The sequence below is a fragment of the Aminobacter sp. BA135 genome, assembly GCF_050859125.1.
In the GTDB taxonomy this organism is placed as follows: Bacteria; Pseudomonadota; Alphaproteobacteria; order Rhizobiales; family Rhizobiaceae; genus Aminobacter; species Aminobacter ciceronei.
Window position 1 is genome coordinate 995,848 of record NZ_CP139572.1, and the last position, 19,494, is coordinate 1,015,341.

General features: G+C 65.0%; 20 protein-coding genes. 11 read left to right on the forward strand and 9 right to left on the reverse strand.

Annotated elements, in window-relative coordinates:
• Nucleotides 1–17: 17 nt before the first annotated feature.
• Both SLT36_RS04855 and tsaD read right to left on the reverse strand, forming a co-directional pair.
• Complete coding sequence (locus SLT36_RS04855) at nucleotides 18–1,001, reverse strand: NAD(P)H-dependent glycerol-3-phosphate dehydrogenase (RefSeq protein ID WP_432286121.1); 984 nt, start codon at nucleotides 999–1,001, stop codon at nucleotides 18–20.
• The gene (gene tsaD, locus SLT36_RS04860; protein ID WP_432288243.1) at nucleotides 998–2,083 is read right to left on the reverse strand and encodes a tRNA (adenosine(37)-N6)-threonylcarbamoyltransferase complex transferase subunit TsaD; all 1,086 of its coding nucleotides are present in this window, start codon (nucleotides 2,081–2,083) and stop codon (nucleotides 998–1,000) included. Before tsaD ends, SLT36_RS04855 begins: the two co-directional genes overlap by 4 nt.
• A 98-nt stretch (nucleotides 2,084–2,181) precedes the next feature.
• On the opposite strand from tsaD, the gene hemC reads away from it, so the two are divergent.
• The 6 genes from hemC to SLT36_RS04890 all read left to right on the forward strand — a co-directional run bounded on the left by hemC (nucleotide 2,182) and on the right by SLT36_RS04890 (nucleotide 8,155).
• Nucleotides 2,182–3,111: a hydroxymethylbilane synthase gene (hemC, locus tag SLT36_RS04865; RefSeq protein ID WP_192313208.1), complete on the forward strand. Its 930-nt coding sequence runs from the start codon at nucleotides 2,182–2,184 to the stop codon at nucleotides 3,109–3,111.
• On the forward strand, nucleotides 3,112–3,828 hold the full coding sequence (locus SLT36_RS04870; RefSeq protein WP_432286122.1) for a uroporphyrinogen-III synthase: 717 nt from the start codon (nucleotides 3,112–3,114) through the stop codon (nucleotides 3,826–3,828). It begins immediately after the preceding gene.
• Between the two features lie 121 nt (nucleotides 3,829–3,949).
• Nucleotides 3,950–5,320 carry a COG4223 family protein gene (locus SLT36_RS04875; protein ID WP_432286123.1) on the forward strand — a complete coding sequence of 457 codons (1,371 nt, stop codon included), beginning with the start codon at nucleotides 3,950–3,952 and terminating at the stop codon, nucleotides 5,318–5,320.
• A gap of 10 nt (nucleotides 5,321–5,330) precedes the next feature.
• A complete protein-coding gene (locus SLT36_RS04880; protein ID WP_432286124.1) occupies nucleotides 5,331–6,911 on the forward strand; it encodes a heme biosynthesis protein HemY in 1,581 nt (526 codons plus the stop codon).
• Between the two features lie 47 nt (nucleotides 6,912–6,958).
• The gene (locus tag SLT36_RS04885; protein ID WP_192313220.1) at nucleotides 6,959–7,438 is read left to right on the forward strand and encodes a TerB family tellurite resistance protein; all 480 of its coding nucleotides are present in this window, start codon (nucleotides 6,959–6,961) and stop codon (nucleotides 7,436–7,438) included.
• Between the two features lie 6 nt (nucleotides 7,439–7,444).
• Nucleotides 7,445–8,155, forward strand: a complete 711-nt coding sequence (locus SLT36_RS04890; RefSeq protein ID WP_432286125.1) for a glutamine amidotransferase — start codon at nucleotides 7,445–7,447, stop codon at nucleotides 8,153–8,155.
• A 3-nt stretch (nucleotides 8,156–8,158) separates the two neighbouring features.
• Here the strand turns inward: SLT36_RS04890 and SLT36_RS04895 are convergent, their stop codons facing one another.
• From SLT36_RS04895 to SLT36_RS04925, 7 genes are all read right to left on the reverse strand, one after another.
• Entirely contained in the window at nucleotides 8,159–8,620 is a 462-nt protein-coding gene (locus tag SLT36_RS04895; RefSeq protein WP_432286126.1) for an SgcJ/EcaC family oxidoreductase, read from the reverse strand.
• Nucleotides 8,621–8,764: 144 nt separating this feature from the next.
• Complete coding sequence (locus SLT36_RS04900; protein ID WP_432286127.1) at nucleotides 8,765–10,006, reverse strand: MFS transporter; 1,242 nt, start codon at nucleotides 10,004–10,006, stop codon at nucleotides 8,765–8,767.
• Between the two features lie 188 nt (nucleotides 10,007–10,194).
• Nucleotides 10,195–10,626, reverse strand: a complete 432-nt coding sequence (locus tag SLT36_RS04905) for a hypothetical protein (protein WP_432286129.1) — start codon at nucleotides 10,624–10,626, stop codon at nucleotides 10,195–10,197.
• 346 nt (nucleotides 10,627–10,972) lie between these two features.
• Nucleotides 10,973–11,179: a hypothetical protein gene (locus SLT36_RS04910; RefSeq protein ID WP_432286130.1), complete on the reverse strand. Its 207-nt coding sequence runs from the start codon at nucleotides 11,177–11,179 to the stop codon at nucleotides 10,973–10,975.
• Between the two features lie 45 nt (nucleotides 11,180–11,224).
• Entirely contained in the window at nucleotides 11,225–12,520 is a 1,296-nt protein-coding gene (locus tag SLT36_RS04915; protein WP_432286131.1) for an O-antigen ligase family protein, read from the reverse strand.
• Between the two features lie 18 nt (nucleotides 12,521–12,538).
• Nucleotides 12,539–13,789: a polysaccharide biosynthesis/export family protein gene (locus SLT36_RS04920; protein ID WP_432286132.1), complete on the reverse strand. Its 1,251-nt coding sequence runs from the start codon at nucleotides 13,787–13,789 to the stop codon at nucleotides 12,539–12,541.
• Between the two features lie 89 nt (nucleotides 13,790–13,878).
• The gene (locus tag SLT36_RS04925; RefSeq protein WP_432286133.1) at nucleotides 13,879–14,553 is read right to left on the reverse strand and encodes a sugar transferase; all 675 of its coding nucleotides are present in this window, start codon (nucleotides 14,551–14,553) and stop codon (nucleotides 13,879–13,881) included.
• Nucleotides 14,554–15,166: 613 nt separating this feature from the next.
• Here SLT36_RS04925 and SLT36_RS04930 point away from each other — a divergent pair.
• The 5 genes from SLT36_RS04930 (at nucleotide 15,167) to SLT36_RS04950 (ending at nucleotide 19,494) form a co-directional block, all read left to right on the forward strand.
• Entirely contained in the window at nucleotides 15,167–15,436 is a 270-nt protein-coding gene (locus SLT36_RS04930; protein WP_432286134.1) for an exopolysaccharide production repressor protein, read from the forward strand.
• Between the two features lie 301 nt (nucleotides 15,437–15,737).
• The gene (locus SLT36_RS04935) at nucleotides 15,738–16,748 is read left to right on the forward strand and encodes a glycosyltransferase family 2 protein (RefSeq protein ID WP_432286135.1); all 1,011 of its coding nucleotides are present in this window, start codon (nucleotides 15,738–15,740) and stop codon (nucleotides 16,746–16,748) included.
• 5 nt (nucleotides 16,749–16,753) lie between these two features.
• Nucleotides 16,754–17,155, forward strand: coding sequence for a hypothetical protein (locus tag SLT36_RS04940; RefSeq protein WP_067956188.1), 402 nt, complete (start codon nucleotides 16,754–16,756; stop codon nucleotides 17,153–17,155).
• Between the two features lie 121 nt (nucleotides 17,156–17,276).
• Nucleotides 17,277–18,098 (forward strand): glycoside hydrolase family 16 protein, encoded by an 822-nt coding sequence (locus SLT36_RS04945; protein ID WP_432286137.1) that lies wholly within the window; start codon nucleotides 17,277–17,279, stop codon nucleotides 18,096–18,098.
• 64 nt (nucleotides 18,099–18,162) lie between these two features.
• Nucleotides 18,163–19,494 carry a UDP-glucose dehydrogenase family protein gene (locus tag SLT36_RS04950; protein ID WP_432286138.1) on the forward strand — a complete coding sequence of 444 codons (1,332 nt, stop codon included), beginning with the start codon at nucleotides 18,163–18,165 and terminating at the stop codon, nucleotides 19,492–19,494.

Consider the following 19,494-nt stretch of genomic DNA (forward strand, 5'->3'; position numbering starts at 1 on the left):
CCTCTCGATTTGGACGTTCAGTCGGCTTCGGCGCGCAGCGGGCGGGTCATCAGCCCGGCGACGGCCTCGTTGATGGTAATGGCATTGTCGAGCAGGGCAGCGACCGCCTCGATAATCGGCGCGTCGAGGCCACGTTCACGGGCGATGCGGGCGGCGATGTGGGCAGTGGCGACACCTTCGGCGAGCGGGCGGCCGGCAAGCTCTTCGCCTTTGCCTAGTGCCACGCCATAAGCGAAATTGCGCGATTGCACCGACGAGCAGGTCAGCATCAGGTCGCCGAGGCCGGACAGGCCCATCAGCGTTTCGGGGCGGGCGCCGAAGGCGGCGCCGATGCGGCGCAGTTCGACGAAGCCACGGGTGACCAGCGCTGCCTGGGCCGAGGCGCCGAGACCGGCCCCGGTGACGGCACCGGCGGCGATGGCAAAGACGTTTTTCAGCGCACCGCCGATTTCGACACCGATCAGGTCGTCGCTGGAATAGCAGCGCAGGTTGGCTGCCGAGAAGCGCACCGCCAGAGCCGAGGCCAGCGCCTCGTCTTCGGCAGCGACGACGACGGCGGTGGGGAGTCCGCGCGAGACGTCGGTGGCGAAACTCGGGCCGGACAGTGCCGCCACGGGGTTGTCGGGCAAGATTGCGCTGGAGATGTCGGACAGCAGGCGGCCGGTGTCGCGCTCGATACCCTTGGCGCAGAGCACCAGCGGAACATCGTCGGAGATATGCGGCTTGACCTCGGTCAGCACGCTGCGCAGGGCCTGTGCCGGGGTGACGACCAGCACGCAATCGGTGCCGGCAAGCGCCTGGGCAAGGTCGGTTGTGGCGGCGATTCCTGTCTCGAAGACGATGCCGGCGAGATAGCGTGGGTTGGTGCCCGTGGCGATCGCCGTGACGCTGTCTGTGTCGCGGGCCCAGAGCGTGACGGCATGGCCGGCGCGCAGCATGGCGAGCGCAAGTGCCGTGCCCCAGGCGCCGCCACCGAGAACCGTGACCTTGTATGCGCTCATGCCTTGGCTCCCCGCCTGCCGGAACCGACGACCGGGGCTGACACGCTGTCCAGCGGCCAGCGCGAGCGCGGTACAAAATCGAATGCGTTGGGTTCGACGAGATCGGCGCGCAGGCGCTCGATGCCGGCCCAGGCGATCATTGCGGCATTGTCGGTGCACAGCGCCATCGGTGGCGCGATGAAGGCAAAACCGTTTTTGGCGCAGAGCTTTTCCAGCATGGCGCGGATCTGTTTGTTGGCGGCGACCCCGCCGGCGACGACGAGGGCCGGAGCTGCGGTGTCGGGGAACTCGTCACGGAAGCGGGCCAGCGCGCGCTTGACGCGGTCGCCGAGTGTATCAGTGACGGCTGCCTGAAAGGAGGCGCAGATGTCGGCGACGTCCTGGTCGCTGAGGGGTGCCACCGATGTTGCTGCCTGGCGCACCGAGGTCTTGAGGCCGGAGAAGGAGAAATCAGGCTGGGCTGAACCCTTCATCGGGCGCGGGAAGACAAAGCGTGAAGCGTCGCCCGACTGGGCTGCCTTTTCGACATTGGGGCCACCTGGATAAGGCAGGGCCAGCATCTTGGCGGTCTTGTCGAAGGCTTCGCCGAGCGCGTCGTCGATGGTGGTCGCCCAGCGCTGATAGTCGCCGACGCCCTTGACCAGGACGATCTGGGTGTGGCCGCCGGAGACGAGCAGCAAGAGGTAGGGAAATGCGAGGCCGTCGGTGAGCCGCGCCGTCAGCGCGTGGCCTTCGAGATGGTTGATGGCGATCAGCGGCTTGCCCACTGAAGCGGCAATCGCCTTGGCCGTCATCAGCCCGACGATCAGCCCGCCGACGAGGCCGGGACCGGCCGTGGCGGCAATGGCGTCGATGTCTTCAAGGGCAACGCCGGAATCCTTGAGCGCCGCCTCGACGATGCCGTCGAGAGCCTCGACATGGGCGCGCGCGGCGATCTCCGGCACGACGCCGCCAAAGGCCGCGTGCTCGTCGATCTGGCTGAATACCGTGTTCGACAGGATGCGCGGCGGCTGCCCGGATTTGAGCGCAACGACGCTGGCCGCGGTTTCGTCGCAGCTTGTCTCGATGCCAAGAACACGGATCAATTGGTCGCTACCCTGCATGATTGCCCGGTGGTAATTTCCTAGATAGGAGGTACGGGACCGCCCCGCCAGCGCGGGGTTATCACGGACCAAGCGCTATGCAAACTAGAGCCTTGAGAATCGGAACCCGCGGCAGCCTGCTGGCGCTCGCCCAGGCGCACGAGACGCGTGCGCGGCTGATGGCAGCGCACGGCCTGCCGGAAGAGGCATTCGAGATCGTGACGATTTCGACCAGCGGCGACCGCATCCAGGACCGGCCACTGTCGCTCGCCGGCGGCAAGGGGCTGTTCACCAAGGAACTGGAAGAGGCGATGTATGCCGGCGAGATCGACATCGCCGTGCATTCGTCCAAGGACATGCCGACGCAGCTGCCCGACGGGCTCGAATTGTCGGCGTTCCTGCCGCGCGAGGACCCAAGGGATGCGTTCATCGGCCGCGCGGCACCCAGCATCATGGAACTGCCGCAAGGTGCCGTCGTCGGCTCCTCGTCGCTCAGGCGACAGGCGCTGATCCGACGCATGCGGCCCGACCTCGACGTGGTGATGTTCCGCGGCAACGTGCAGACCCGCCTGAGGAAGCTTGACGAGGGGGTGGCCGAGGGCACGATCCTCGCCAATGCCGGTCTGCGCCGGCTTGGGCTCGAAGAGGTCATCACCGATCTGATGGCGCTCGACGCCTTCCCGCCGGCCCCCGGGCAGGGTGCGATCTGCATCGAGAGCCGCATTGGCGATACTGCTGTCACCAACATGCTCCAGGCGATTGATCACAAGCCGACCGGGCAGGCTCTGGCCTGCGAAAGGGCGTTTCTGGCCGCACTCGACGGCTCTTGCCGCACGCCGATCGCCGGATATGCCGAGATCGACGGCGACAGGCTGTCTTTTGCCGGGCTTATCCTGACCCCGGATGGTACGCTGTGGCACGAAGCCAAGGCCGACGGCCGGGCGGCGGATGCCGCTGAGATCGGCCGGAATGCCGGCGACGAGGTGCGGGCACGGGCCGGCACCACATTCTTCGAGGGATGGAGCTAGATGGCACAGCGGGTGCTGGTGACGAGGCCGGAACCCGGCGCAACCCGCACCGCGCGGCGCCTCGAGGCGCTCGGCTTCGAGCCTGTGCTTTTGCCACTTTCCGAAACGCGACCGCTGCCGGTGGCGCGTGAAAGCGTCCCGTCCGGCGCGACGGCGATCGCGGTGACAAGCGCTAACGCATTGCGACACGCGCCGAGCGGGCTTGTCGAGCGACTGCGGGGCCTGCCCTGTCACGCCGTTGGCGCAAAGACCGCGGAAAGCGCGCGCAAAGCCGGCTTCTACTCCGTCAACGAAGGTCCTGGCGACGCTGCCGCGCTCGCCGACATGATAGCAATCGAACTCGGCAAGGCGACGGTTGCCTATCTGTGCGGCCGGGTACGGATGCCGGACTTCGAACGTCGCCTCGGCGTCAACGGGGTGCGGGTGGTGCCGATCGAAACTTATGACACTGTCGCGCTCACTCCGGCCCCTTCCTTCGTGCGCCAGCAGCTTGGCGGGCAACCAATCGACGCCGTGCTCGTTTACTCGGCGCGTGCCGCAGCCGCCTTCGGTTCGCTGATGGAAATGCACGCCGAGGCGGATTTCCTGATGCGCAACGCGCGTTGCCTTTGCCTGTCCGGCCGCATCGCTTCGGCGCTGGTCGGCGGTATCAGGGTCGAGGTCGCGCGCGATCCCAATGAGGATGCGCTGCTGGCGCTTCTCGGCGATCCCGACTGACGGAAAGGCTACTTGCCATCAACCGGCCTTTTTTCGCGGGACGGTGGGTGTTACTGGTTTTTGATCTTCGAACCCGCATCTGCCGCGGGATTTATGCCAACGAAATCGCGGAGCCCCCAGCATGGTCAAGACGCCGAAGACGCGCCATTCGAAGACGCATCGCGATCCGGTGACGATCGAACTGGAGCCGGGCGCGGTGTCGCGCGTCGAAGAGGCCGCCAAGCCTGACGCTGAGACGGAGGCGGTCGCGGCGACGGCCGGCGAAGAAGCCCTAACCTCGGCAGAGACGCCGCCAGAGGAGACGGCGGCGAAGGCAGACAGCGCCTATGCCTCCTATGACTACAGCTTCGAAAACGACAAGCCGGCCGAAAAGCCCAAGGCCGAGGCGTTGTCGCGTGCTGCTTCGTCGAGTTCGGCTGGGTCGCGGGCAACAAGTGCTGCAGCCTCGGCTGCATCATCGAATCGTCAATCAGCATCCGGACTGCTGCCGGGCCTGGCCGGCGGCGTGATCGCGCTGTTGGTGGCCGGTGGGCTGCAATATGCCGGCGTGCTGGGTGCCCCCGGTCCCGGAACCGGGGACAATGGACAGATGCAGGCCGAAATCGCCTCGTTGAAGTCGCAGCTGGCCGATCTCGGTGCTGCCGCCAATGGCGGTGCGGCGCTGAAGGGTGACGTCGACGGCCTCGCCGCTGCCGTCCAGCAGGTGAAGTCGGACATCGAGGCGCTGAAAGCAACGGCCGGCCAGGCCGGGTCGAATGAGGCCCTTGCCACGCTCGACGGCCGCATCGCGCAGGTTGAAACGGCCGTGACCTCGCTCAGCCAGAACAACGGCGCTTCGAGCGAGATCGCAGCACTCACCGAGCGCGTCAGCGGCCTTGACGCGGCGCTGAAGTCGGCGGGCGAGGCAGCGACGGTCGATGACGGCAAGATCGCGACGCTGGAGCAGTCCATCTCCGCGCTCACCTCGAAGGTCGACGCACAGGCGTCGCAGCCCAAGATCGCGCTGGCGATCGCCGCTTCGGCGTTGAAGGCGGCTGTCGACCGGGGTGCGGGCTTCGGCGCCGAGCTCGAAACTTTCGCCGCGATTTCCCCGGAGGCGCCGGAACTGGCGGCCCTCAGGGCTCATGCCGAAAAGGGCGTGCCGACACGCGCCGATATCGTGACCGAAACCGATGCGGCGGCGAATGCGATGATCGCTGCAGCCAAGCCGGTCAACGAGGATGCCGGCATCCTCGAACGGCTGGTGTCGAGCGCCGAGCAGCTGGTTCAGGTGCGGCCGATCGGGGCGGTCGAGGGCACCGGCGTTCCGGAGACGGTGGCGCGCATGGAGGTGGCGGTCAACCAAGGCGATTTCGCCAAGGCGCTGGCCGAATATGACACGCTGCCCGAGACGGCGAAGGCTGCGGGCGCCGACTTCGTTGCCAAGCTCAAGGCGCGGCTCGATGTCGAAACGCTGGTCGACAAGCTTGTCGCCGGCGCGATGAAGGCATGAGGGACGCCAGATGATCCGTATCCTGTTCTATCTGGCCATCGTTTTTGCGCTCGGGCTGGGCTTTGCCTGGCTGGCGGACCGTCCCGGCGACATGGTCGTGACCTTCAGCGGCTACCAGTACAAGGTCAGCCTGATGGTGGCAGCGGTGGCGATCACCGCGATCGTTGCGGCAACGATGTTGACTTGGTGGCTCACCAAAGCGGTTTGGAATAGCCCTTTCACCATCGCCCGGCATTTTCGCGCTCGCCGGCGCGACCGCGGCTATCAGGCGCTGTCGACCGGCATGATCGCCGCCGGAGCGGGCGACGCCGCACTTGCGCGCAAGAAGAACAAGGAAGCCGCCAAGCTGATCAACTCCGACCAGGAGCCGCTGATCCTGCTGCTCGATGCCCAGGCATCGCTGCTGGAGGGCGACCACGACACGGCGCGGCAGAAGTTCGAGGCGATGCTGGACGATCCCGAGATGCGGCTGCTCGGCCTGCGCGGGCTCTATCTCGAAGCCGAACGGCTCGGCGACCGGGCCGCTGCACGCCACTATGCCGGCCGCGCCGCCGGCCTTGCGCCGCAGCTCGGCTGGGCGGCGGATTCGACGCTCGAGGAAAAGTGCGAACGCGGCGATTGGGACGGCGCGCTGGCGCTGATCAACGCGCAGAAGTCGACGCGCCAGATCGAGCGCGACGTTGCCAACAACAAGCGCGCGGTGCTTTTGACCGCCAAGGCGATGTCGCTGTTCGAAGGCGATTTCAATGCGGCGCGGACCGCAGCGCTTGAGGCCAATCGGCTGCGGCCCGGTTTCGGTCCGGCGGCTGCAATTGCCGCAAAGGCGCTGTTCCGCCAGAACGACGTGCGCAAGGGCTCGAAGGTGCTGGAGACGGCGTGGAAGGCGGAACCGCTGCCCGACATCGCCGAGCTCTACGTCCATGGTCGCCCAGGCGATGCCGTGCTCGACCGGCTGGCGCGGGCAAAGAAATTGCAATCGCTGAAGCAGAACCATCCGGAATCCTCGCTCGCCGTGGCGCGGGCGGCACTGGAAGCACAGGATTACAAGCTGGCGCGCTCCGAGGCCGAGGCCGCCGCACGGATGCAGCCGCGCGAGGGTGCTTATCTCCTGCTCGCCGACATCGAGGAAGCCCAGGGTGGCGACCAGGGCAAGGTGCGACAGTGGCTGTCGCGGGCCGTGCGCGCGCCGCGCGACCCGGCCTGGGTGGCGGACGGCGTGGTCTCCGAACGCTGGGCGCCGTTCTCACCCGTCACCGGCCGGCTCGACGCTTTCGAATGGAAGGCGCCGGAAGAGCGGCTCGGCCACCTGATCGAGCAGGACGACGCGCCGAAAGAGCGGGTGTCGATCCCCAGCATTCCGGCAGCGCAGCCCGCCGGCGACGACATCGTCGACGTGATCGTCGAGGACGAGGTGGTGCCGGAGACTGCGGCAGTGCAGCCCGTGCCCCCGCGCGCGGTGCCGCCGGCGACCGACGGCGCGACCCTGACCGACGAGGATGACATGGCCGAACCGATCCGCTTGCCCGACGACCCCGGCGTCGATCCGGAAGTGGAGCGGGAAAACGCCCAGAAGCGGTTCCGTTTGTTTTGATGTCAGCTCGACCCTAGATCTAGGCTTGGCCCAAACAGGAACCGACGATGTTCGAACGCATGATTTCGTTTCTGAAGGACCTGCCGGCGGCAGGGTCCAAGGCGAGCCGCGAGGACGATCCGCGCGTTGCCGCGGCGGCGCTGATGTACCATGTCATGGACGCCGACGGCGACCGGCAGGACGTCGAATGGGAGCGGGTCAAGCAGTTGCTGAGCCAGAGCTACGGCATTTCGGGTGCCGAGCTCGACCGGCTGGTCAAGGCGGGCGAACAGGCCGACAACGAAGCGATCGATCTCTATGCCTTCACCAGCGTGCTCAAGCGCAGCCTCGACGACCAGGCGCGCAAGGACTTCATCGGCATGATGTGGGAAATCGTCTATGCCGACGGCGAGCTGCACGAGATGGAGGACAACACCATCTGGCGCATCGCCGAACTGATCGGCGTGGAAAGCCGCGACCGCGTCGAGGCCAAGCGCAAGGCGGCTCAGAAGGCGCAGCGCCAGATCGGACCCGAAGCGGACGAGTAGCCGTAAATGCCGGGCAAGGCGCGACCCAAGATCCTGGCGGTGCTGCATCAGGAGCATTCGAGTGCCGGCCGCGTCGGCCATGTGCTTATCGAGAGTGGCTTCGATCTCGACATCCGCCGGCCGCCGCTCGGCGATCCCTTGCCCGACACGCTCGACGGGCATGCCGGCGCCGTGGTCTTCGGCGGCCCGATGAGCGCCAACGACCAGGATGAGTTCGTTCGACGCGAGACCGACTGGCTGGCGGTGCCGCTCAAGGAAAACCGTCCGTTCCTCGGCATCTGCCTTGGCGCCCAGATGCTGGTCAATCACCTCGGCGGCAAGGTCGAAGGGCATGGCGAGGGGCTTGTCGAGATCGGCTGGTATCCGATCAAGGCGACCGAGGAAGGCCGCAAGCTGATGCACTGGCCCGAGATGGTCTACCAGTTCCACCGCGAGGGCTTTTCGCTGCCTGGGGATGCCGTGCTGCTGGCGTCGTCGGAGAGTTATCCCAATCAGGCCTTCCGTTATGGCGACAACGCCTGGGGCATCCAGTTCCATGCCGAACTGACGCGCGTGATGATGCAGCGCTGGGTGGTGCGCGGGGCCGAACGCTTCGTTTTGCCAGGCGCCCAGCCCGGCCGCGACCATCTCGGCGGCCGGCTGATCTGGGACATGCACCTCAAGCGCTGGCTCGACGAATTCCTGGTCAGGATCTTCGGCGAACCGGCCAAGGGCTGAGGCTTACTTCTTGCCCTCGCGGGCGTCGATTTCGCTCTGCTGGGTGTCGATTGCCGCTGTCTGCACCTTGGTGTTCTGGCCGGCGCCGACCATCCAGCGTCCGTTCTCCTTGACCAGCACATAGAGCGGCGAACCTTCGAGCTCGCCTTCGATAGGCGTGCCGTCCTTGTGGATCGGGCGCTGGCGGACATTCACCGCGGCCACGTCGGGGCTCAGCATCGTGACATGAGCGACGTCGTAGCGGGCATACTGGTCGCCCAGGTCAGGCGTCAACACCTTGCGGGCGAAGTCGGAAATCTCGGCCTTGCTGCTGAACCGCCGACCAAAGGCGGTGACCCAGACGGCGTCGGGACGGAACAGGGCGAGGAAATCGTCCGCCGAGCGTTCGTTCTGCGAGCGCTCGACTTCGGTGATCAGCTTGTTGATCAAGGCGAGGTCGTTGTCATCCACATTGGCCATGGTCATTCCGAACTATTCTGAGGCTCGCGCAGTGTTCTTCTTGCGGTGATCAGGCCGGGCAAGCATCGCGATCCCCTGACCGATGTAGAAGAATGTATGAACACGTTGCGACATTTGCAACGCCGGCAAAGCAACCGGGCAATGGAAAGTTCAGACGTGCCGGTCGAGGTGCCTGACCTCGCGCAAGGCAGGGAACGTCCAGGCCCAGATGCCGGCAACGGCAATGGCGCCGATGCCGCCGAAGACCACGGCGGGCGCGGTGCCGATCAGAGCGGCCATGGTGCCGGCGCGGAATTCGCCGAGTTCGTTGGAGGCGCCGACGAAGACGCCGTTGACCGCGTTGACGCGACCACGGACATGGTCGGGCGTCCACAACTGGATCAGCGTTTCCCTGATGTAGACGCTGACCATGTCGGTGGCGCCGAGCAGCGCAAGTGCCGATATGGAGACCCAGGGGATCGTCGAGATGCCGAAGATCGCCGTGGCGACGCCGAACAGCGCCACGAAGACGAACATGACCTTGCCGGCATGGTCGCGGATCGGGTGCCCGGCGAGCCAGACGGCGACAATGATGGCGCCGACGCCGGGGGCGGCGCGCAGCAGGCCGAGACCCCACGGCCCGAGGTCGAGAATGTCGCGCGCATAGACCGGCAGCAACGCCACGGCGCCGGACAGGAGCACGGCGAAGAGGTCGAGCGAGATGGCGCCGAGCACGACCTTTTCGCCCCAGATATAGCGGAAGCCGGCGAACAGCGTCTCGACCGACGGCTTGTCGGTCTCGCTGCGCTGGACCGGCCTGGGGATGGAGAAGATCAACGCCGTCGATGCCAGCATCAGGACGGCGGCCGCACCATAGGCGATCTCGGGCGACAGGCCGTAGAGCAGGCCGCCGGCGACCGGGCCGACGATCGTCGCGGTCTGCCAGGCCGACGAGTTCCAGGCGACCGCGTTGGCGAAGTCCTCTGATGGCACGAGGTTGGCGACCAACGACGCCGAGGCCGGACCGAAGAAGGCACGCGCAATGCCGAAAACGACCAGCACGGCGAAGATCGGCAACGGGCTAGCAAGGCCGTGGTAGGTCAGCGCCAGCAGTGCCGCCGCACAGGCGGCCTCGACCAGGGCGGACAGGCCCATGATCAGCCTGCGGCCGAAACGGTCGGCCACGACGCCGGTGACAAGGACGAGAAGCAGCGCCGGGGCAAACTGGATGACGCCGACGAGGCCGAGATCGAAGGGATCACGGGTCAGGTCATAGACCTGCCAGCCGACGCCGACCGAAATGATCTGGGTCGAGAACGTGCCCAGGAAGCGCGCCACCCAGTAGCGCGAGAACGCGCCATGGCGGAAGGCGGCGAAACGCTGATCGGGTGCCGTGGCGGTCTGGGATGTCATCGGGGCGGGCGAATGCACCTGTTGCGGCGCCGGTCCGGATCGCGCCAGCCGACACGCGCTGCATAGCGCAGTTTGCGGACGGGCGGGCGGACAAAATCGGCTGGATCAAGTTTTTCCGGGTCGGCTGGCCAGCGTGGCCCGGCACATCACGCCACCGGGCCAACGCCGCATGGTCCCGGCCAGCTTTGCTACCTGACGAAGACTGTCACCGCGCCATCTTCGGCGATTCTGGCGGCCACGATGGCCGAGGTGTCGACCGTGTTGGCGTCGATCTGCCTTTTCAAAGCGCTGTTGGCCATGATCGCGGCCTGCACGCCGGTGATATCGGCCTCGTTGTCCGACACGGCCTTGTCCAGTACCTGCTTGTCGCTGGGGCTGACGATGTCGGAAACCTTGACGACACGGACGCTGCCGACGGTCGTCATGGCCTGGATCGCCGTTGCAGTGCTCCGGCTGGCTTCGATGGCCGACATGACGGTGGCGAGATCGGCCATTGCGCCGGTACTGGCCGTCGTGGACCTATCCAGCTGCGCAGCCGGCTTGGCGGCGTCCTCGGCGGCGGCGGGTACCGCCAGCGTTGCCGACGCGATCAGGATCGCGATAGCCTGTGCATGTTTCATCTCTTTCCTCTCAAATTTCCGGCCTCTCAAATTTCTGGCTGCCGCCCAGGTGACTAACCGACCGGGCCGGTTTCCGTTCCGCGAAAATGCCGTTTCGGGTGACGTCGGACGAAAGGTGCGGGCAGAGAGTAAAGCCGGGTGTCGCCGATCAGGCGCCCATCATCCACAGCACCGCGCTCGACGCCCCGAACACCACGGCAAGATAGAACCAGTCTGTCCAATCCATCGATGACTCCTGAGATAGGGCGTGCCACGCAACGACCGCGTCCGCCGATACTGCGTGTTCGGCGGTAGTTGCATTGCAAGGCCGGTTCGGTGCCCGGACGCCGACAACTGGCGACGCTGGTCACTGCAAGAGATGCAGCACCAGGACAAAAGCAGTGGCGTTGGTGTGGAGCATCGTTGTTGCCATCGCCAGCATCGTGGCCGCGACGAAATAGAGTTCTATGCGCTGTTCGCCTTTTTCGGGGCGTTGCGGTTGAAGTGGCGTCGGCATGGTGTCGGCTCCAGCGATGTCAGCTGATTCAATTCCCGAAACGACCGACAGTTCCATGACGTCGACCAGGATTTGACAGAAGGCTGGTGCAGGCAGGCTGCGTTACGCCTGGATGCCTGGACCGATGCCGTTCGACGGTATCGAAGGCGACGGCGGGCGCCAGTCCGCTGCCGAACTGGGCCGTCGCAGCGCCGCCGGTTCCTTGGCGCGGGCCCAGCAGTAGTAGAGCAGGAACGAGCCGATGACGTAGGGCTGGAGGATATCCACCTCGAAGAACGAGCGAATGACCAAGAGCGCGAGCAGGCCGGTCTGCAGCAGGGCTTCGGTCCAGTCGCCGTCGGACAAAAGGCGCGCGATGCAGAGCCTGAGGATGGCGAGCAGCGGCAGCACGATCATGACCGCGCCTACATAGCCTGTTTCTACCAGCGCCTCGATATAGGTGTTGTGGAAGTGGAAGCCGGTGCGGGCGGGGATGTAGAACTCGTTCCACAGCCGCTCGGCCTCGGAAAAGCCCTGCACCCAGTAGGCGGCGTAGCCGACGCCGAGCAGTGGCGTGTTGGCCGCCGCATCGATGCCCTGCTGCCAGAGATAGGTGCGGCCCGTCAGTGTCGAATCCTTGCCGAAGGCGCCGAGCACCATGTCGACGGCGCCGACATTGAGGGCGGCCAGCACTGCCGTGCCGGCAAGCGCGAGGCCGGCGGCGAAGAAGATCCGGCGATGTGTCGGCGAGAATGCCTCCAGTCCGGCGATGGCGATGACCATGGCGATGGCCGCGGGCGTGGCGAGCATCGATGTCGCCGATTGCGACAGCACCAGCGACGCGGCCGAAAGGGCGACGACGCCGAGCGCAAGGAGGCGAGCGATGCGGCTGCGGGTCAGGAACAGCGCGAAATAGCAGCCCAGCAGCACGCCCAGCGAGGCGTAGAAGCCGAGCTGGTTCTTGGAACCGAAGGCGCCGACGAAGCTGTAGCTGCCGTCGAGCGCGTCGTAGACATAGCCGCCCTGCAGCATCGAATAACCGAGAATGACAGCGATGCCTGCGATGGCGCCGATGCACAAGGTGCGCGCATCGATGACACGGGCGGCGATAACGGCGCAGACGACATGTGTGAGGTACTGGAGGGCTGCGCGCAACGTGACGTCAGGCGCGTCTGACCAAAAATAGGACAGGCATGCCAAGAACGCGAAGGCCAGGAGCTGGGGCGACCGGGCAAGGCGGCCGAGCGTGAAACGGTAGTCGACCAGCACCAGCGGCAGCCACACCGCGTAATACATCAGGATCGAGATCTGGCCGATGCGGAAGGAATAGGCGAAGACGAAGAACGAGACGGCGACCGCGAACGCGCCGTAGAGCGTGTTGCTGCCGGGTTCGACCAGTGACGACTTCCTGATCCGCATCGTGCCTGACCCGATCAGCTACTGGACGAGCGGGCTACCCGACCGCACGACCTTGATCACGTCGCCGGGCAGGATGGACGTGTCTTCGGCAGCCGTGATTTCCTTGCTCTTGCCATCGCTGCCCTTGCGGACGAGGACAAAGGACGTCGGCTGCTCGATGCCGGCTGCCGCAGACGCCGTGCCGCCGGCTTCAGCGATCAGGCCCTTCTGCATGCCGAGCTTGAGCGTCACCGCATTGAGCTCACCGACAGTCTTCTGGCGCTCGACGGCGAGTTCGGATTCGGCGTCGTTCCTGAGATCGATCGCTTCCTGCTCGGCCTTGCTGACGTCCTGCTTGGCGCGCAGCGTGGCGGTCTCGAGGTCGAGAATCTTGCCTTCCATCTCGGCGATCGAACGTTCGGTCGACAGCACGCGTGTGTTCACGACGAGCCCCTTCTGCGCCAGCGTGTCGATGCCGCTGAGTTCCTTTCTGGCGAGTTCGACCTGGCGTTTCTGCGTCTCGGCCTTCTGGCCGAGCGAGACGATCTCGCTTTCGAGCAGGCCCTTGAGGTTGTCGAGCGCCTGCAGCCGGAGCGTGAGCTTGTTCTGGCGCGAGGCCATGATGGCGGTCTCGTTGGCGACCATGCCGTCCACCCGAGGCAAGGAGGCGATGTCCTTTGGGGCGGCGAATTCGGTCTTGCCGGTGAGTTCGGCGTCGATGCGCGCCTGCGTCACCATCAGGCGGAGCTGCTCGTCGGACAGCACGGCGTGGCTGCCTTCGGCGTTGATGAGGTCGCGCTCGGTGCGGGCGCCGTCGGCGCCGCGACGCATGCCGCCGGCGATGCTGACCGCCTTGAGCACGGTGAGGTCGGGCGCATAGGCATATTGACCGGGGCTCTGGATGTCGCCGGAGATGTAGAACGGGCGGAACTGCGCGACCTCGACCGAAGCCTCGGGGCGATCGGACAGGCCGAACTTGTCCTGCAGGGTCTTGCCGATGGTCTCGGCGATCTCGGCCGTCGTCTTGCCCGCGGCTTCGGTCTCACCGACGAACGGCAGCGACAGCTTGCCGGAGGGGCCGACCGTGTAGTCGCCGCTGACCGAGGACCAGTCGCGGAAGGCGCCTTCGACGGTCTGCCATTCGACGACGCGGATTGTCAGCTTGTCCTGGGTGCCGAGCTTGTAGTCCTCGGCCGCGGCCAGGGTTGTCGCGAAAGCGAGGGCAAGACAGAGCGCGCCGCCCATGCCGAGCAGGCGCTTTGCGCGCTTGGGAGTGCTGATGGTGTTCAACGGTATCGTCCATTCCTGTGCCGCGAAATCTCCGGGGATGCGCGGCTGGGAGTGGCCGCGCGCGCCGGCGCAGCCCGATTGCGGCAGGATCAGTAGCTGCCGCGCGACATGCAGACGGCCGGAACCGTCTTCAGGATGATGCGGATATCTTCGACGAGCGACCAGTTCTCGACATAGTGACGATCGAAGGCCACGCGGCTGTCGTAAGAGACGTCGTTGCGGCCGCTGACCTGCCACAGTCCTGTGAGACCCGGCCGCGACTTGAGGTAGAAGACGACGGCCTTGCCGTAATATTCGAGCTCGTCGCGGACCACCGGGCGCGGGCCGACGATGCTCATGTCGCCGAGCAGGATGTTGATGATCTGCGGCAGCTCGTCGAGGCTGAGCTTGCGCAGCACGGTGCCGACGCGGGTCACGCGCGGGTCGTCCTTGAGTTTGCGCGTTGCCTCCCACTCGGCCCGCGCCTCAGGATCGTTGCGCAGATGAGCGGCCAGAACTGCATCGCCGTCTCGAACCATGGTGCGAAACTTGAGGCACTGGAAGATACGGCCGCCGCGGCCGATGCGGCGATGGCCGTAGAAGACCGAGCCGCCGTCGGAGACTTTCACCAGTAGTGCGATGAGCAGGAACAACGGGCTCAGCGCGACGATGCCGAGACCGGCACCGGCGATGTCGAATCCGCGCTTGGCCACGCCACCGAGCGGAGGAAGGTCGGCGGCCATATGTGGAAACTCCAAGCTGCTCGACTTGGCTAGATCCCTCATGCTGCAACTCCAATTGGTCGATAAATCGCCCCAGAATCGCCCCGTGCCAGGATAGGATTGCTATGCTGCGCCGCAACACACGTTTTTTTGACGCGTGAAATATTTGCGCCAGTAGATGTCCAAGAACCGTGCATGGCGTGCACAAAAAGAGTCCATTGCGACAGTTTTGTGTCCTCAAGATTAATGCGTATGCAGAATCAATTCGGTCCATCAGGTGGAAATGCCTGAAATTATATCTTCGTCGTGCTGCTGTTTAGTCGAACAAAGTGCGTCGCGAGATACGAGCATATTGTTTCAGGCGGCTGATATCGCCAAAATTTCTGAAATAACGCCATCAAAGGCAAAAATCGTTTCGACTTGGGGCATCGCCGGACGGTGCAATGCAGCATTCATCTTTGCCGTCTAGACTCGCTCTCCAAGAGGCTCCGCTTGCTGACAGTTGGGCGGGCCAATATAGTGGAATGACGTTCTTCGGGCCGACCGGCTGGGGCCGCGCAGGCATCAAAATAAAACGAAGGAACGGACAAGGGCGGAAGCTTTCAGGGCAAGGGGAGTTGCAAGCAACATGGCGACGAAATCAGTGCCGATGCCTCCGGCCTGACGATCAGCTGACATGACTTTACCCAAATTCGTGTTCGGCATGGCGATGGTCATCGCTGTCGTGGCGCTGTGGTCCTACATGGATGCTGCCGGCTGGGGCACGATCTTGCTGCGCGCGGTGATATGCGCGGTTGTTCTTCAGGTCGGATACTTTCTCGTCGTGCTGGCAATGGTGGCGCGCGCCGGGCCGAAACCGGTGGAAACCGGCAAGTCGAAGACCGCGCCTGATGGTACCGCCACTGTTCCAGCCGACGACCTGACCCCGAAAGGCAGCGCGCACTAGACCGACAAGATCGGCGTGCGCTGCCGCCTGTTCCGGCAGAATCGTTGCCGTCCAGCCCGTATATGTAAGCAAGACGCGACGCTGCCAATCCGAAGGCGGCCCTGGCGGCCTCGGTGTGATGAAACCGTCATATGTGATCGGACGAAGCGGCCTGCAGCCCTTGGAAAGCCGGGGCTTGCCGATGGCAGCTGCCGGTGCCCGTAGCGCCTCCCGTGAACCGCCGTAATAAAAGTTGGGGTTCCCTTGTTAGCAGGTGCAATATAGCTCTTGCGTCGGCGGGCTATGACGAAAGGCAACCGACGTGAGCGGAACCGACGTCTGTGTCATCATTGCTGCGCGCAACGCAGCCGAAACGATCACGACGGCCATTGCCTCCGCTCTGCTGGAGCCGGAGGTGGCCGAGGTGGTCGTCGTGGACGACGCTTCGACCGATGCGACCGAGGCGGTGGCGCGCGCCGCCGATGACGGCAGCGGCAGGCTGCTGGTGCTGCGGCTCGACGTCAATCGCGGCCCGTCCTTTGCCCGTAACATGGCAATACGCCACTCCAGGGCGCCGCTGATCAGCATCCTCGACGCCGACGATTTTTTCCTGCCGGGCCGGTTCGCGAAACTCGTGGCCGGCGATGACTGGGATCTCGTCGCCGACAACATCGTCTTTGCCGAACACGCCTCGGTGCGCGACGTGCTGTCGGGCAGCATCGAGCAGTTCGCAGCCGATCCGACCGAGCTCGACCTTGTCGGCTTCGTCGCCGGCAACATTTCCCAGCGCGGCGCCCGGCGCGGCGAGCTGGGTTTTCTCAAGCCGGTGATGCGGCGCGCCATGCTCACAGAGCACGGCCTGCATTATGACGAGCAGCTGCGCCTCGGCGAGGATTATGCGCTCTATGCCCGGGCCCTGGCTTTCGGTGCCTGCTTCAAACTGATCCGCTCCTGCGGCTATTGCGCGGTGGTCCGGTCCAATTCGCTGAGCGGCCAGCATCGTACCGAGGACCTGAGGCGGCTGGCCGATGCCGATCTCGATCTTCTGGCGCTTGCCGGTCTGACAGCCGGACAGCGACGTGTCCTGCGCCGCCATGAGCGGCATGTGCGCGACAAATATCGGCTGCGACATTTCCTCGATCTCAAGGCCAGTGCCGGGCTTTCCGGTGCCATGGGCTTTGCCTTCGCCTCGCCGACGAACCTGTCGGCCGTGACCAAAGGGGTGGCATCCGACAAGCTCGAGCTGCTGCGCCGTCGCAATCCGTCGGCGATGGAAAGTGGCGCTGCACGTCCACGTTACCTGATGGCCGGTTCGGCCGCGAAGGCGGGGTAGGGCGCATGGCATCGATCTTTGCATTCCGCACCCGCAGCCCCGACCGCGACCGGCAGACCGACGAGGCGCGCTTCGGCCAGCTGTCGCGGGCTCTGGACGAACTCGCCGCCGGCATCGAGGCGGAACGAACCGGCATCCGCAACCGCTACGAGGCGGTCTCGGCCAATGCTGCTTTCCTTGTCGAAGCCATGGAAAATTCAGCGGTTTCCGTGCTGCGGGCGCGTGAGATGGACCAGATGACAGAATCGCTCAAGGCCTGTCTGAGACGGATCGAGGCGCTCGGACGGCAAAAGGACTTCGTCGCTGGGCTTCGTCATTCGCTGGACATTTTTGCCGATGAAGGTCGCGAGACCGACGAGGAATCATCGGCACGTTTGGCGCAAGGGGAGGCCCTGCGCCAGTTCTAGGCCCGAGGCGACAGGGCCTGACATCAGGGAGGATGGGAGGATTTCGTCCGGCTGGAGGCATCTCCGGCCGGTGTGGCAATGCGGTTTCCGGGCGGGAGGCGCGAAGACACAAGGATGACCTATGAACGCGAACGTTAGGGATTACAGCGCGTGCCGACCTCTCGGCAGTGCCGCTGCGTTGGCAATGTCGGTCACACTTGCCGGCCTGCTGGGTATGTCGGGCGGTGCCGTGGCGCAGGAGGCCACCGGCAAGTCCTTCGTCGAGACCTTCGACACGCTGAGCGCTTCGCGCTGGTTCATCTCGGACGGCTGGGACAACGGCAAGCACCAGAACTGCACCTGGTCGAAGGACCAGGTCAAGGTTGCCAACGGCAATCTGGTCCTGGGCTTCGAGAAGAAGCCGTTGAAGAACCGCGACTATTCCTGCGGCGAGGTGCAGACCAAGGAACGTTTCGGCTACGGCACCTATGAGGCACGGATGAAGACAGGTACCGGCTCGGGCCTGAATGCCGCCTTTTTCACCTATATCGGTCCGGTGCACAAAAAGCCGCATGACGAGATTGACTTCGAGGTCCTGACCAAGGATCCCTCGAAGGTGCAGGTCAACGCCTATGTCGGCGGCAAGTCCAATGACGAGAAGCTTGTCGACGTGCCCGGCGGCGCCGACCAGAGTTTCAACGACTATGCCTTCGTCTGGGAGAAGGAGCGGCTGCGCTGGTATGTCAACGGCCAGCTGGTGCATGAGGTGACCGATCCCACCCAGCTGCCGAGCAACCCGCAGAAGATATTCTTCAGCTTGTGGGGCACCGGCACGCTGCGCGAATGGATGGGCGAGTTCACCGATCCCGGCAAGCCGGTGAGCATGGCGGTCGATCGCGTCGCCTTCACCGCCCCGGGCGAACCTTGTCAGTTCGAGGGCTCGGTCGCGTGCACCCTGAAATGACGGGCAGATCCCCAGGCGCGGTTCAGCCGCGCTTCGACATCATCAACAGACAGGAACGGACTGGATGAACCTCACGGTATTTGGGATTGGCTATGTCGGTCTTGTTCAGGCGGCTGTTCTGGCCGAGGTCGGTCATGACGTCGTCTGCGTCGACGTCGATGCGGCCAAGGTCGAGCGGCTGAACCAGGGTTTCATCCCGATCTTCGAGCCGGGGCTGGAGGCGCTGGTGCGCGAGAACCACGCGGCGGGGCGTATCGTCTTCACGACCGATGCTTCGATGGCCGTGCGCCATGGCGAGATCCAGATGATCGCCGTCGGCACGCCGCAGGGCGAGGACGGCTCGGCCGACCTCAAATATGTGCTGTCGGTGGCCGATGCCATCGGCCGCGAGATGGCGGGTGCGAAGATCGTGGTGACCAAGTCGACGGTGCCGGTCGGCACCGCCGACAAGGTGCGCGAGACGATTGCGGCTGCCTTGAAACAGAGAGGCCGGGAGGAGCTAAGCTTCGACGTCGTCTCCAACCCGGAGTTTTTGAAGGAAGGTTCGGCGGTTGCCGACTGCATGAAGCCCGACCGCATCATCGTCGGCACCGACAGCGAAGCGGCCGAGGAGGTGATGCGCGAGCTCTATGCACCGTTCAACCGCAACCACGAGAAGATGATCGTGATGGACGTGCGCTCGGCCGAGTTCACCAAATACGCCGCCAACTGCATGCTGGCGACCAAGATCAGCTTCATGAACGAGATGGCGAACCTGGCCGAACTGCTCGGCGCCGACATCGAGGAGGTGCGCAAGGGCATCGGCTCGGACCCGCGCATCGGTTACCACTTCATCTATCCCGGGCTCGGTTATGGCGGCTCGTGTTTTCCCAAGGATGTGCGGGCCCTGATCCGCACCGCCGGCGATGTCGGTTTCGAGCCGGTGCTGCTGCACTCGGTCGAGGCACGCAACAATGCCCAGAAAGTGGTGCTGTTCGACAAGCTGAAGGCGCATTTCAACGGCGACCTCGCCGGCAAGACCTTTGCGCTGTGGGGTCTGGCCTTCAAGCCCAACACCGACGACATGCGCGAGGCACCATCGAGGGTGCTGATGGAGGCGCTGTGGCAAGCCGGCGCCAGGGTGCAGGCCTATGATCCCGAGGCGATGAACGAGGCGCAGCAGATCTATGGCCAGCGCGACGACCTCACCTTGTGCGGCACCAAGGAGGCGGCGTTGCGCGGCGCCGATGCACTCTTGATCGCCACCGAGTGGAAGAACTTTAGGGCGCCATCCTTCGAGCTGATCCGCGACCAGCTCAAGACCGCCGTCATCTTCGACGGCCGCAACCTCTATGACCCGGCGGTCGTCGCCCGCCACGGCATCCAATACGTCTCCATCGGCCGCAGGGCCGGGTGA

Coding starts and splice junctions, on each gene's coding strand:
- SLT36_RS04855 (WP_432286121.1), bottom strand. CDS start 1,001: ATGAGCGCATACAAGGTCACGGTTCTCGGTGGCGGCGCCTGGGGCACG.
- hemC (WP_192313208.1), top strand. CDS start 2,182: ATGCAAACTAGAGCCTTGAGAATCGGAACCCGCGGCAGCCTGCTGGCG.
- SLT36_RS04870 (WP_432286122.1), top strand. CDS start 3,112: ATGGCACAGCGGGTGCTGGTGACGAGGCCGGAACCCGGCGCAACCCGC.
- SLT36_RS04875 (WP_432286123.1), top strand. CDS start 3,950: ATGGTCAAGACGCCGAAGACGCGCCATTCGAAGACGCATCGCGATCCG.
- SLT36_RS04880 (WP_432286124.1), top strand. CDS start 5,331: ATGATCCGTATCCTGTTCTATCTGGCCATCGTTTTTGCGCTCGGGCTG.
- SLT36_RS04885 (WP_192313220.1), top strand. CDS start 6,959: ATGTTCGAACGCATGATTTCGTTTCTGAAGGACCTGCCGGCGGCAGGG.
- SLT36_RS04890 (WP_432286125.1), top strand. CDS start 7,445: ATGCCGGGCAAGGCGCGACCCAAGATCCTGGCGGTGCTGCATCAGGAG.
- SLT36_RS04895 (WP_432286126.1), bottom strand. CDS start 8,620: ATGACCATGGCCAATGTGGATGACAACGACCTCGCCTTGATCAACAAG.
- SLT36_RS04900 (WP_432286127.1), bottom strand. CDS start 10,006: ATGACATCCCAGACCGCCACGGCACCCGATCAGCGTTTCGCCGCCTTC.
- SLT36_RS04905 (WP_432286129.1), bottom strand. CDS start 10,626: ATGAAACATGCACAGGCTATCGCGATCCTGATCGCGTCGGCAACGCTG.
- SLT36_RS04910 (WP_432286130.1), bottom strand. CDS start 11,179: ATGGAACTGTCGGTCGTTTCGGGAATTGAATCAGCTGACATCGCTGGA.
- SLT36_RS04915 (WP_432286131.1), bottom strand. CDS start 12,520: ATGCGGATCAGGAAGTCGTCACTGGTCGAACCCGGCAGCAACACGCTC.
- SLT36_RS04925 (WP_432286133.1), bottom strand. CDS start 14,553: ATGAGGGATCTAGCCAAGTCGAGCAGCTTGGAGTTTCCACATATGGCC.
- SLT36_RS04930 (WP_432286134.1), top strand. CDS start 15,167: ATGACTTTACCCAAATTCGTGTTCGGCATGGCGATGGTCATCGCTGTC.
- SLT36_RS04940 (WP_067956188.1), top strand. CDS start 16,754: ATGGCATCGATCTTTGCATTCCGCACCCGCAGCCCCGACCGCGACCGG.
- SLT36_RS04945 (WP_432286137.1), top strand. CDS start 17,277: ATGAACGCGAACGTTAGGGATTACAGCGCGTGCCGACCTCTCGGCAGT.
- SLT36_RS04950 (WP_432286138.1), top strand. CDS start 18,163: ATGAACCTCACGGTATTTGGGATTGGCTATGTCGGTCTTGTTCAGGCG.